Source organism: Bradyrhizobium sp. SHOUNA76 (assembly GCF_023006445.1).
Classification (GTDB): domain Bacteria; phylum Pseudomonadota; class Alphaproteobacteria; order Rhizobiales; family Xanthobacteraceae; genus Bradyrhizobium.
Genome location: NZ_JALBHA010000143.1, coordinates 1 through 12,530, shown reverse-complemented (window position 1 = coordinate 12,530; position 12,530 = coordinate 1). Strand labels below are relative to the sequence as shown.

Below are 12,530 nucleotides of genomic sequence, written 5' to 3'. Positions count from 1 at the left end.
GGGACAGCACATGGCCGAGCGTGCCCAGCCGGCGCAGCACGGTGGCGACGAGGCGCCGCATCAGCGCGCGGTCGCGGTCGGCCAGCGTCTTCAATCCGGGATGAGCCCCGCTGCCGTCGAGCTGGTCGTCAAGCGTGCGGTGCTTGTGAAGCACGCCGTCGACGATGTCGGCGGCAATCCGTCGCGCAGCAAGACCAGGCACTTCGGACGGAGGGGCGAAACGTTGAGATGGCATGCGGAAGCAAGGTTCTGAGCGAGCGGCAGTTCCGCCGCAATGGGCGCATGCCTTGAGAACCCAATCTCTGGCACGCGAATATGCCAAATGTAAGAATCGCTTCGGGCTTTTTCAGCCCTTCCGGGGCTGATTTCAGGAATGCGTTATTGGACGTCGCGTTGCGGGCCGTCCTGCGCTAGAAAGCCCAGCGATGAGTGACCAGCCTCCCGTTCCCGACCGCAAGCCGCTATCGCCGGCCGCCCAGCGCGCACTGGCCGAAGCCGAGGCGCGCCGGCAGGCTGCCGCCGCCCAGGCCAGGGATGAGATCAAGGCTAAAGAGTTGCAGGGACCGAAGGGCCCGGAGCCCACCCGCTACGGCGATTGGGAGCGCAAGGGCATTGCGTCCGATTTCTGAGGCCTCGCTCGTCTGGCGGATCGTACTCGCCCCTGCGCTACAGATAGTGATTGTCCCTGAGATAGCGAATGATGCGCTCGCAAGCCGCCTCGGTCGACAGCTCCGAGCTGTCGATGGTGATCTCGGGCGCTTGCGGCGCCTCATAGGGCTGGTCGATGCCGGTGAATGCGGGTAATTCGCCGGCCCTCGCCTTGCGATAGAGTCCCTTGGGATCGCGGCGCTCGCACTCGGCGAGCGGGGTCGCGACATGGATCTCGATGAACTCGCCGGCTTCGAGCCGCTGACGCGCCAGCTCGCGCTCGCTGCGGAACGGCGAGATCAGCGCGACCAGCGCGATCATGCCGGCGTCGACGAACAGCGCGGCGATCTCAGCAGTGCGCCGGACGTTCTCCGCCCTGTCCGCGCTGGAGAAGCCGAGGTCGCGGTTGATGCCGTGGCGAAGATTGTCACCGTCGAGCAGTGCGGCATGGCGTCCGAGCTCGGCGAGCCTGCGGTCGACCAGATCGGCGATCGTCGATTTGCCGGCTCCGCTCAGCCCCGTGAACCAGAGCACGCAGGGCCGCTGCTGCTTCAGCCGCGCCCGCACCGATTTGTCGACGGCAAGCCGCTGCCAATGAATGTTGGTGGCGCGGCGGAGCGAAAGGTCGATCATTCCCGCCGCCGCCGTGCGATGGCTGATCGGATCGACGAGAATGAAGCTGCCCATGTCGCGGTTGTCGCGATAGGCCTCGAACACCAGCGGCCGGTCGAGGCTGAGATGGGCGTAACCGATCTGGTTGGCGTCGAGCGTATCGGCGTCTTCATGCGCCATGGTGTCGATCGCGACGCGGTGCTTGAGCGTCGTGATCACCGCGCCGGTCGAGGCCGTGCCGCATTTGAGCAGATAGCGCCGGCCACCGACCATGGCCTCGTCATCGAACCAGACGAGATGGGCCGCCAGTTGATCCGAGACCTGCGGCGCTGGCCCCGCCGTCAGCACGTCGCCGCGGCTGACGTCGATTTCGTCGGTGAATGTGAGCGTGACCGATTCGCCCGCCGCGGCGCGATCGCGCTCGCCGCCGGGCGTGAGAATGCGCGCGACGCGCGTCTGGCGGCCCGAAGGCTGCACGGCGATAGTCTCGCCGATCGCGATCGTTCCGCTGGCGATCCGCCCGCAGAAGCCGCGAAACTCAGCATTCGGCCGGTTGACCCATTGCACCGGCAGCCGGAACGGCCGCTGCGAGACGTCGCCGGAGACGTCGACCGATTCCAGATAGGCCGTGACGGTCGGCCCGGTGTACCAGGGCATCTGCGTGCTGGCGGCGACGATGTTGTCGCCGCCGGGCGCCACGACCGGAATGCACTGGACCTGCGAGATTCCGAGCTGCCCGGCCATCGTGAGATATTCGGCGGTGATGGCCGCAAAGCGATCCCCGTCGAATCCGATCAGGTCCATCTTGTTGACGGCGAGCACGACGTGGCGAATGCCGAGCAGCGAAAGGATGTGGCTGTGGCGCCGCGTCTGCGTGATCACGCCCTTGCGGGCGTCGACCAGCACCACGGCGAGATCGGCGTTGGAGGCGCCGGTCGCCATGTTGCGGGTGTATTGCGCATGTCCCGGCGTGTCGGCAACGATGAAGCGGCGCAGCCTGGTTGCGAAGAAGCGGTAGGCGACGTCGATCGTGATGCCCTGCTCGCGTTCCGCCTGCAGGCCATCGACCAGCAGCGCGAAATCGAGATCGCCGCCGGTGGTGCCAGCGGTCCGGCTCTCGGACGCCAGCGCGTCGAGCTGATCGTCGAGCAGCGTCTTGGAATCGTAGAGCAACCGGCCGACCAGGGTGCTCTTGCCGTCGTCGACACTGCCGCATGTGACGACACGCAGCGTCGGACGATCATCCTGATCCAGCCGCGGCGCACCGGAGGCGGCGATCGTGGGAGCCTCGTGATAGGACATCAGAAGTAGCCTTCCGCTTTCTTGCGCTCCATCGATGCCGGACTGTCCCGGTCGATCATGCGTCCCTGCCGCTCGGAGGCGCGCGAGGCCATCATCTCCCGGACGATCTCGGGCAGCGTTGCCGCCGTCGACACCGTGGCGCCGCTGAGCGGATAGCAGCCCAGGGTGCGAAACCTGACCGAACGCCAGCGCGGCTCCTCGCCGGCAAGCAGCGGCATCCGTTCGTCGTCGACCATGATCAGCGCGCCGTCGCGCTCGACCACCGGGCGTGAAGCCGCCAGATAAAGCGGAACGATCGGGATGTCCTCGAGCAGGATGTAGTCCCAGATGTCGAGCTCGGTCCAGTTCGAGAGCGGAAACACCCGCATGCTCTCGCCGGGCGCGAGCATCGTGTTGTACAGGCTCCACAGCTCGGGGCGCTGGTTCTTGGGATCCCAGCGATGCGCCGCGCTTCGGTGCGAGAATACGCGCTCCTTGGCGCGCGACTTTTCCTCGTCGCGCCGCGCGCCGCCGATTGCGCCGTCAAAGCCGTGGAGGTCGAGCGCCTGCCGCAACGCCTGCGTCTTCATGACGTCGGTGTAGCGCGCCGAGCCGTGGGTGAAGGGGTCGATTCCCTGGCTCAATCCGTCCTTGTTGGTGTGGACGATCAGATCGACGCTGAGTTCGCGCGCGCGGCGGTCGCGAAACGCGATCATCTCGCGGAATTTCCAGGTGGTGTCGACGTGCAGCAGGGGAAACGGTGGCTTGCCGGGATGAAACGCTTTCATCGCCAGATGCAGCAGCACCGAGGAGTCCTTGCCGATCGAGTAGAGCATGACCGGCCTGCGGAATTCGGCTGCGGTCTCCCGCAGGATATGGATGCTTTCCGCCTCCAGGCGTCGAAGATGGCTGGCGGCATGAAGCTTCTCGCCCCCCGCTCTTTCGGCGAGGGCGGGTTCGGTGGCCGTGGGACTATCCAGCATGCTGATCACGCAGCCTCGGCGACCCAGTCGCCGAACAGGTGCGCCGACGTCGCCGCGTTCAGGTCGAGATCGCGAACGCACGCCGCGACCGAGGCTCGATAGGCGTCATTGACACCGCAGCGTTCCAGAAGCTCCAACTGAGTGTTGCTCACCGAGGCCGTCGCGCGGCGCTGGTAGCGATAGGCGCTATCGGACGTATGCAGATTGGGGACCTTGTAGATCGTCGCTTCGCTCGGGAAGATGACGCGCGCGTTGTTGGCTTGCGCGTCCCCCGGCTCTTGCCACGACGTCACGGCGTTCTCGGTAAAGCTGCTGGAAAGGCCGAGGCGGTCGAACAGGACGCGCACCGACGACAGAGCCTCCTTGCTCGCCTCGTAGACGTAGTGAGTGACGGGAACGCCTTGTTGCCGGGCGTAGCTTGCGACGTGGGCCGCGCTGAGTGCGGCGACGACATAGTGCCGCAGCAATGTATCTTCAGGCGCGCGCGAGATCAGCTTTTCGAGCCAGGACGCCAGCGAACTCGCCGGCTCGCGATCGAGCATGATGAGATGCAGACGATGCCGCGGATAGCCCGCCTCGATCAGGAGCTGCAGTGGATTGAACAAGCTTTCGGCGAGCACGTAGGGCCCGATCGTTTCCTTGCTGAAGATGTGCGGCTCGTCGGTCGCCGAGGGGATGACCCAGGGCGTGAGCGGACGGCCGATGAGCGCTTCGCGCAAGATCGCTTTCAGCGGCTGATAGTATGACGGCATGCCGGTCATGCCGAACAGATTGCTGAGGGCGGTCGATCCGACCCTGGCTTTGCCGCATGCGAAATAGAGCATCGGAAAGTCTTGCGCGGGGCGATGCTGGAAATCCTCTGCGAGGCAGTCCGTCACTTCGCGCATCAGCGTCGCGAGGGTGACGGCTCTGGTCTGGAATTCGCCCACTGGCGACAGCAGCATGGTGTCGAGGGAACTGTGCTGCTGGCGAACGAGATCGGCCAGTCGTTCGAGCGAAGCGGCTGAGGTAGCGTCGAGGTTCATGTCGGGGGCCCATGGCTGGGAGTTCCACGAGCGATTGCTCGTGGTGTCTCATCCAACCTACAGTTGCTGGCGGTGCCGAACAATTCCGGGAAATCCCGGAGGCGCTATCGATGTGCAGCAAGCGTCGGAGATATGTTGCTGCTTTGCAGATTTATGCTGCGCGCACGGTATTGAGGAACTTCTCGACTTCCGTCTTCAAGAGGCTGCTTTCGCTCGACAACGAACGCGCCGATGACAACACCTGCCCAGATGCAGCGCCGGTGGCGCTCGCGCCATGACTGACCTGGGCGATCTTGTCCGCGACTTCGACGGTGCCCTTGGCGGCTTCGCTGACGTTTCGTGCAATCTCGGCCGTCGCTGCACCCTGCTCTTCGATCGTCGCAGCAATGGTTGTCGAAATGTCCGAGATGCGCGCGATGGTCGCGCCGATTTCCTTGATCGCTCCGACGGAGTCCTCGGTCGCCGATTGCATGCCTGCGATCTGCGTGCTGATTTCCTCGGTTGCTCGCGCGGTTTGCGCCGCGAGCGCCTTGACTTCGCTCGCCACGACCGCAAAGCCGCGGCCGGATTCGCCGGCGCGCGCCGCTTCGATCGTTGCGTTCAGCGCCAGGAGGTTGGTCTGCTCGGCGATCGCGGTGATCAATTTGACGACATCACCAATTCGGCCTGCCGCCTTGAGCAGTTCGTTGATCCGGACGTCGGTGCGCTTGGCCTGTTCGACCGCTTCGCTGGCGATGCGGCTGGAATCGTGGACCTGGCGGCCGATCTCGACGACCGACGTGCTCATCTCTTCCGCGGCAGACGCCACGGCGCCGACATTGGTCGACGCCTCCTCCGAGGCCGCCGCGACCATGCCGGAGAGCTGCTGAGTCTCCTCCGCGGTTCCGGACAGCGTGCCAGCGGCAGCCTCGAGCTGTTGGGAAGCTGCCGATACGGAGTCGATGATGCCGCCGACCGCGGCTTCGAACACGCCGGCGAGCTTGGTCATCTCCTCCTTGCGCCGAGCCGCTGCAGCGGCTTCCTGATTTTTCTGCTCGGCTTCCATCAGATCGATGCGGATCAGGTTTTCCTTGAAGGTCTGAGCCGTGCGGGCGTTGTCGCCGACTTCATCGCCACGGCGCGTATAGGGGATCTCGACCGCCTTGTTGCCGCCGGCGAGCTGGAGAAGCACGTCGCCGATGCGCCGGATCGGGCGGGCGATGCTCAGCACGGAGAACACGGCGGAGCCGATCAACATCAGGACGACGAACACGCCGACGATCAACGCGAAGTTGGCGACGCGATCCAGTTCCGTGAGCATCTCACCCTTGCGGCGCGCGGCGAATTCGTTGGCAACGCCGACCAGGTCGTCGATGCGCTTGCTGACCTCCAGAGCGGCCGGACGCATATGTTCTGCGAGAATGCCTGCTTTCGCCGCTTCGGCTGCGGTCCTGGCGCTGCCGGACGCGGCGCCGATGACGGTCTTCTGCGCGCCGGCCAGTTCAATGCCACTGGCCAGATACGCATCGACAAATTTCTTGGTCTCGCGATAGGCGTCCTGGGTGACCTTCCGAGTCGCCCGGTCCGTGGCGGCATCGATTTCCACGCCGGCTTCGCCCGCTCGCGTGCGAAGCATCTCGAGGGACTTGTCGACTTCTCCGGTTGTCGAAGCGGAACCGATCTCGAGCGCTGCGAGCTGCGCCCGCGTCATTGCCGTTTGCGCCGCCTGCGCATTGCCCTTGTTGAGATAGTTGATCGTGACCAAACGATTGGATTCGGCGATCGACCGGTTGCCGAGGATCTGGTTGGTCAGCATGCCGCAGACCAACACAATGCTCACGCCCGTGACGATACCGAGCTTTGTTCCGATGCGAAACCTGAATGACCCCACAGCAATCTCCCTCGCGTTACCTCTAACACGTATTCGCAACCAATGATTGAGAATTGGGAAAGATTCGCGGAATTCCAGTAGAACTACGGCCGGCGTGGTGGTGTTAGGAACTTTCCTGCAGAGGTTGTTTCGGGGTCCGGCCCGCGCTGTGGCCTCGCTTGTGAGTTCCCCGACTCAGTCTTAGCGTGAGTTGATGCGTTTCCGGGACCGACCCAAAACCTATCGGCCACAGTTCGGCGGTTCGCCGTTCGGTCGGCACTTCGCCGGACTGTTGCCGTGGATGTTCGTGGTGAGCATCATGCTGGCCGTCGTGCTTACCTTCCGCCATGGAGTGGGTTGGCTTGTTCCGCGGACCGATGGCGAGCACACCGGGGATGCCGAGATCGTTCTCCAGCAGGCGGGCCATCCCGATGTCCGCGAGCCCGTGGATGTGCTTCGCACCATCGACGGCGACACCTTCCTTGCGCGCGTTCGTCAGCGCGAGGGTCGCGATCGCGTCGTGCGCGTTCGGCTGCGCGGCATCGATGCGCCCGAACTAAAGGCATCCTGCCAGGAGGAACTGGACAAGGCGGAAGCCGCGGCGCGCGCGTTGCGCGATCTGCTCGGCCAGGGCGGCGTGATCATCACCAATCTCGGCCCCGACAAATACGGCCGCGTGCTCGCCGACGTCGCGACCCGGCGGACCGAGAACGTCTCGGCGGCGTTGCTCGCCGGCGGTTTTGCGCGGAGCTACAATGGCGGCCATCGCGACGGCTGGTGCACGCGCGGCTGGCGCTTCTGGTAACGCAAGAGCCGCGTCGATGGACGCGGCTCTTGCGTGTCCTGCGTTGATCCCGGCGCTCAGCGCGCCACGACCACCGTCGTGCCGACCGAGACGCGGCTGTAGAGATCGGTGATGTCGTCGTTGAGCATGCGGATGCAGCCGTAGGAAACGAAGCCGCCGACCGAGCCTGGCACATTGGTGCCGTGGATCGCATACTCGCCGCCGGCCAGCGTCATCGCCGCAACGCCCATCGGGTTGCGGGGCGAGCCGCCCGGAATGACGTCGGGAAGCTGCGGCTTGTCGCGCTTCACTTCGGCCGGAGGCGACCAGGCCGGGTTACGGTACTTGCCGTCGATGCGGGTGGTGCCGGCCCACTGCTTGCCGGACTTGCCGACGCCGACCGGATAGCGCACGGCGTGGCCGTTATCGAGGATGAGATAGAGTTTGCGCTCGTTGGTTTTGACCACGATGGTGCCCGGCGAATAGTCGCCCGGATGTGCCCCCACCATTTCCGGCCGCGCCTCCGCCGCCGTCGACATCAAGAGCCCTGCCCCGATGGTGGCGGCCAGCGCCATGGCGATCCTGATCGACATCAATACTTCCCCTTGCCCCGAAAGAACCGTTCCAAATCTACGCAAACCCGGCAATCGCTGCCTTGCCCAGACATTCTTGACCGCGCTCGTTAACCGGATGGTTTCCAAGCGAGGCCTCCAGGGGCCAGCCAGCAGGGGGAACAAAGGAAATGTTCGAAATAAAGTAAATGACCTGAAAACAACACTCAGGGGGAAAGATGCGGCCGTGCCGCTGCGCGCGCTGACAGGTGCGTGAGCGTGTGAACGGCTGTTGTTTGCGGGACCGCGCGAACTGGGTTGCTCTCGTGTCCCGGACGCGGCGCGGCACGAAGTGACACGACGGCAGAGCCGGGACACAGCTCTTTGCGCGTGGAGGCATGGGCCCCGGCTCAGCAGCGCACCGCTAGGATGCGCTGCGCTGCGTCCGGGGCACTAGAGCTTTCTTACGCCCCCTTCTTGTTCTGCCGGTTCTTGACGAGGTCGTCGACCACGGCGGGATCCGCCAGGGTCGAGGTGTCGCCCAGGCTGCCCGGCTCGTCCTCGGCGATCTTGCGCAGGATGCGGCGCATGATCTTGCCGGAGCGGGTCTTGGGCAGGCCGGGCGCGAACTGGATCTGGTCGGGCGAGGCGATCGGGCCGATCTCCTTGCGCACCCAGGTGACGAGCTCCTTGCGCAGGTCCTCGGTCGGCTCGATGCCGGCCATCAGGGTGACATAGGCGTAGATGCCCTGGCCCTTGATGTCGTGCGGGAAGCCGACCACCGCGGCCTCCGAGACTTTCTCGTGCGCCACCAGCGCGCTCTCGACTTCCGCGGTGCCCATGCGATGGCCGGAGACGTTGATGACGTCGTCGACGCGGCCGGTGATCCAGTAATAGCCGTCGGCGTCGCGCCGGCAGCCGTCGCCGGTGAAGTACTTGCCCTTGTAGGTCGAGAAATAAGTCTGCTCGAAGCGGGCATGATCGCCATAGACCGTGCGCATCTGGCCCGGCCAGGAGCGGGTGAGGCAGAGATTGCCTGACGTTTCGCCCTCCAGCACCTTGCCGTCGGCATCGACGATCTCGGGCACGACGCCGAAGAACGGCTGCGTCGCCGAGCCCGGCTTGAGTTTTGTCGCGCCTGGCAGCGGCGTGATCAAAATGCCGCCGGTCTCGGTCTGCCACCAGGTGTCGACGATTGGGCAGCGGTCGTCGCCGACGACGCGGTGATACCACTCCCAGGCTTCCGGATTGATGGGCTCGCCGACCGAGCCGAGCAGGCGGAGCGAAGCGCGCGAAGTCTTCTTCACCGGCTCGTCGCCACTCTGCATCAAGGCGCGGATCGCCGTCGGCGCGGTGTAGAAGATGTTGACCTTGTGCTTGTCGATGACGTTCCAGAACCGCGAATTATCCGGGTAATTCGGCACCCCTTCGAACATCAGCGTGGTCGCGCCGTTCGCCAGCGGGCCATAGAGGATGTAGCTGTGGCCGGTGACCCAGCCGACGTCGGCGGTGCACCAGTAGATGTCGCCGTCGTGGTAGTCGAAGACGTATTGATGCGTCATCGAGGCGAACACGAGATAGCCGGCGGAGGTGTGCAGCACGCCCTTGGGCTGACCGGTCGAGCCCGAAGTGTAGAGGATGAAGAGCGGATCCTCGGCATGCATGTGCTCGACCGGACATTCGGTCGTCACCATCGCAGCCGCCTCGTGATACCAGAGGTCGCGCGTCGGGTTCATGTCGATCTTGCCGCCGGTGCGCTTGACCACGACGACCCAGTCGACGCCGTCGGCTTTGGCGAGCGCCGCGTCGACATTGGCCTTCAGCGGCACCTTCTTGCCGCCGCGCAGGCCTTCGTCCGCGGTGATGATCACCTTGGACTGGCAGTCATTGATGCGCTGGGCAAGGCTGTCCGGCGAGAAGCCCGCGAACACCACGGAGTGAACAGCGCCGATGCGGGCGCAGGCGAGCATCGCATAGGCCGCTTCCGGGATCATCGGCAGGTAGATGGTGACGCGGTCGCCCTTCTTGACGTTGCGGGTGCGCAGGATGTTGGCCATCCGGCAGACTTCGTCGTGCAGCTCCTTGTAGGTGATGTGCTTCGACTGCGAGGGATCGTCGCCTTCCCAGATGATCGCGGTCTGGTTGCCGCGCGTGTGCAGGTGCCGGTCGATGCAATTATGGGCGACGTTGAGGACGCCGTCCTCGAACCATTTGATCGAGATGTTGCCGGGCGCGAAGGAGACGTTCTCTATTTTCGTCGGTGTCTTCATCCAGTCGATGCGCTTGGCCTGTTCCGCCCAGAACGCGTTCGGGTCTGAGATCGAGCGGGCGTACATGTCCTTGTACTTGGCCTGGTCGACCCAGGCGCGCTTGGTCCATTCCGCGGGGACGTCGTAGATCTTCTCGGACATGCTTTCCCTCCACATACGGCAGGCCGAACGCTAGCGAACCGGCGAGCCGACTTGATCATTGACTGATTATGCGTCGGGCTAACCGGACCCGACAAGGAGCACAAGCTGGACCTTCGGCGGGTCGCCGGCCATGCGGAGGATCAAGGCCACCTGCTGCGATTGTCGCAAATCTGAAACAGGCCCGACGGGGGCTTTTGGGTCTTTACCCAGATCCGCGGAACGGGCCTGCGCAGAGGCCTCATGCATCAATAGAGGTATTTAGAAACCATCACTCACTGATTCGGGACTCGCAATACGGTTCGGAACACCCTAAATGGCCAACCCGGGTCCAAAGAGACCCCTCGGAACAAAAATCAGAACAACGGCATTGACCGATAACAGACAGGGCTAAGGCATAAGACTATGATGGATCAGCAGAATCTCGGGACGATACGGCCCGCTTCAGCCGATCCTGCGGCTATTGCACTGGCCAAAGCCCTTGGACAATGGCCGAAACCGGCCTCTTTCAGGCGCCCGAGCCCGAAGAAGGTCTTCGACACGGCGCCCGCGGCGACGGTCGAGGCCCTCGCCAAGGAGCTGGGCCTGCGGCTCGGCGACCAGAACGAGCTGAAGATCCGGCGCATCAAGCGCGGCAAGGGCTATTCCTTCGTCCGCCCCAACGGCGCCCATATCCGCGACGCCCGCACCATCCGCCGGCTGCATGCCATGGCGGTGCCGCCGGCCTATCGTGAGGTGCGCTACTCGGCCGATCCGAGCTCGCATCTCCAGGCCGTGGGACGCGATGCCGCGGGCCGGCTGCAATATCGCTATCACGCCGATTGGGAAAAGGTTCGCGAGCATCGCAAGGCACATCGCCTGGAAAAGCTCGTCGGCGCGCTGCCAAAGATCCGGCGCAAGGTCTCGGCGTTCCTGTCGGGCGACGAGCCGACGCGTGAGTTCGCGCTCTCGGCCGTGATCGAACTGATCGCGCGCACGGCGATCCGCCCCGGCAATGAATCCTATGCCCGTCTCAACGGCACCCGCGGCGCGACCACGCTGCTGAAGGCCAATGTCACGCTGGAAGAGGACAGCTTCGTGCTGACCTTCAAGGCGAAGGGCGGCAAGGCGGTGCGCAAGGAGTGCGACGCGGCCAAGCTGGTGCGCGCGATCGGGATTTTGCAGGGCGTCCCGGGCAAGCGCATGTTCCAGTACCGCGATGCCTACGGCATCGTACGCGCGGTCAGCACCACGCAGGTGAACGCGTTCTTGCGGGAAATCGCCGGCATCAAGATCTCTCTGAAGGATTTCCGCACGCTGATGGCGTCCGCCGTCGTGGTAGAATCGCTGTCGCGGATCACGCCGGCGACCAGCCAGCGCGGCCGCAAGAAGCAGGTGCTTGACGCGATCCGCGCTGCGGCCGACAAGCTCTCCAACACGCCGGCGATCTGCCGCAAGAGCTACGTTCACGACACCATCGTCACCGCGTTCGAGGACGGCATTCTCGAACGCTTTGCCGCGACCATGAAGGGCCAGCGCTCGCAGGCGCGGCGCGAGCAGCTTCTGGCGCAGGTGGTCGCGACCGCCGCGGTGTAAGATCATCACGCTGTCGTAGGGTGGGCAAAGGCGCCCTTGCGCCGTGCCCACCACCTCTCTCGATCGCGAAAAAAGCGTGGGCACGCTACGCTTTGCCCACCCTACAAGACCTATGCCTTGGTCGAGACACCCTTATCCGGACCGGGATCGTTGCCAGCCGCTGCTATCGTGAGCCGCTCCAGATAATGCGCCCACCCCGTCGCGTGCGCGGCGGCCTGTTCTGCGGTCGGCAGGCCGCTATGGGTCATACGCAGCAGCGTGCCGCCATCGCGTTCGATCAGATCAATCTCGATCAGGCTCGAGCCTGGCGGCACTTCCTGGCCGCCGTCCCAGCCGAACGTGTAGGCAAGGCGGTGCACCGGCACGACCTCACGAAAGGCTCCGCGAGCGACGCCGCCGCGAGGGCCCACGCCCTTGAGCAGATAGAGCCCGCCGGGATGCGGCTCGGTGGTCACATCGGAGCCCATCCAGCTCAAGATCTTCTCGGGGTCGGTCAGGTAAGCGAAAACGGTGGCTCGTGGAGCTGCAATCTGGGTCTCGCGTCGCACGACAAACGGTTCGGTCATCGGGAATCATCCCTTCGCTGACACTGGCACATGGCGGCGCCAAAGCGGCTCGTCAAGGATTGCCCGTGACAAACCCGGCCCGCCTTCGTCATGATCGAACCATGCAGCTCTCCCCGACCCTCGCCTGGCTCGTCGATGCCGCCTCGGATAGTGCCGGAGCTGATCGCCTGCTCGCGGAACTCGGTGCCCGTCTGGTCGCCGACGGCGTGCCGCTCGCGGCGGGCGCCCTGACGCTGGAGGTGCCGCAT

General features: G+C 64.7%; 11 protein-coding genes and 2 pseudogenes. 5 read left to right on the top strand and 8 right to left on the bottom strand.

From position 1 onward, the window contains the following. A pseudogene (locus MOV74_RS17095) lies at window positions 1-235 on the bottom strand (MFS transporter); the annotation flags it as partial. 190 nt (window positions 236-425) lie between these two features. On the opposite strand from MOV74_RS17095, the gene MOV74_RS17090 reads away from it, so the two are divergent. Further along, complete coding sequence (locus tag MOV74_RS17090; protein WP_246924662.1) at window positions 426-629, top strand: DUF1674 domain-containing protein; 204 nt, start codon at window positions 426-428, stop codon at window positions 627-629. Between the two features lie 37 nt (window positions 630-666). Here the strand turns inward: MOV74_RS17090 and cysC are convergent, their stop codons facing one another. From cysC to MOV74_RS17070, 4 genes are all read right to left on the bottom strand, one after another. Then, entirely contained in the window at window positions 667-2,562 is a 1,896-nt protein-coding gene (gene cysC / locus MOV74_RS17085; RefSeq protein WP_246924658.1) for an adenylyl-sulfate kinase, read from the bottom strand. Beyond that, window positions 2,562-3,524: a sulfate adenylyltransferase subunit CysD gene (gene cysD / locus MOV74_RS17080; protein WP_246924654.1), complete on the bottom strand. Its 963-nt coding sequence runs from the start codon at window positions 3,522-3,524 to the stop codon at window positions 2,562-2,564. The genes cysC and cysD overlap by 1 nt, the downstream gene beginning before the upstream one ends. A gap of 5 nt (window positions 3,525-3,529) precedes the next feature. Next, window positions 3,530-4,549, bottom strand: a complete 1,020-nt coding sequence (locus tag MOV74_RS17075) for a sulfotransferase family protein (protein ID WP_246924651.1) — start codon at window positions 4,547-4,549, stop codon at window positions 3,530-3,532. 151 nt (window positions 4,550-4,700) lie between these two features. After that, on the bottom strand, window positions 4,701-6,419 hold the full coding sequence (locus MOV74_RS17070; RefSeq protein WP_246924648.1) for a methyl-accepting chemotaxis protein: 1,719 nt from the start codon (window positions 6,417-6,419) through the stop codon (window positions 4,701-4,703). Window positions 6,420-6,612: 193 nt separating this feature from the next. Between MOV74_RS17070 and MOV74_RS17065 the strand changes: the two genes are divergently transcribed. Beyond that, on the top strand, window positions 6,613-7,203 hold the full coding sequence (locus MOV74_RS17065) for a thermonuclease family protein (RefSeq protein WP_246924645.1): 591 nt from the start codon (window positions 6,613-6,615) through the stop codon (window positions 7,201-7,203). Window positions 7,204-7,259: 56 nt separating this feature from the next. Here MOV74_RS17065 and MOV74_RS17060 read toward each other — a convergent pair whose 3' ends face one another. Beyond that, window positions 7,260-7,775 (bottom strand): L,D-transpeptidase, encoded by a 516-nt coding sequence (locus MOV74_RS17060; RefSeq protein ID WP_246924643.1) that lies wholly within the window; start codon window positions 7,773-7,775, stop codon window positions 7,260-7,262. Here MOV74_RS17060 and MOV74_RS17055 point away from each other — a divergent pair. Further along, window positions 7,756-8,010 carry a hypothetical protein gene (locus MOV74_RS17055; protein ID WP_246924641.1) on the top strand — a complete coding sequence of 85 codons (255 nt, stop codon included), beginning with the start codon at window positions 7,756-7,758 and terminating at the stop codon, window positions 8,008-8,010. The two genes, MOV74_RS17060 and MOV74_RS17055, sit on opposite strands and share 20 nt — an antisense overlap. Before the next feature lie 187 nt (window positions 8,011-8,197). Here MOV74_RS17055 and acs read toward each other — a convergent pair whose 3' ends face one another. Beyond that, window positions 8,198-10,144 carry an acetate--CoA ligase gene (gene acs / locus MOV74_RS17050; RefSeq protein WP_246924639.1) on the bottom strand — a complete coding sequence of 649 codons (1,947 nt, stop codon included), beginning with the start codon at window positions 10,142-10,144 and terminating at the stop codon, window positions 8,198-8,200. 402 nt (window positions 10,145-10,546) lie between these two features. On the opposite strand from acs, the gene MOV74_RS17045 reads away from it, so the two are divergent. Further along, the gene (locus MOV74_RS17045) at window positions 10,547-11,716 is read left to right on the top strand and encodes a DNA topoisomerase IB (RefSeq protein ID WP_246924635.1); all 1,170 of its coding nucleotides are present in this window, start codon (window positions 10,547-10,549) and stop codon (window positions 11,714-11,716) included. A 110-nt stretch (window positions 11,717-11,826) separates the two neighbouring features. Here the strand turns inward: MOV74_RS17045 and MOV74_RS17040 are convergent, their stop codons facing one another. Next, window positions 11,827-12,282: an SRPBCC domain-containing protein gene (locus MOV74_RS17040; protein ID WP_246924633.1), complete on the bottom strand. Its 456-nt coding sequence runs from the start codon at window positions 12,280-12,282 to the stop codon at window positions 11,827-11,829. 101 nt (window positions 12,283-12,383) lie between these two features. Here MOV74_RS17040 and MOV74_RS17035 point away from each other — a divergent pair. Continuing rightward, window positions 12,384-12,530: pseudogene (locus MOV74_RS17035) on the top strand (adenylate/guanylate cyclase domain-containing protein); the annotation flags it as partial.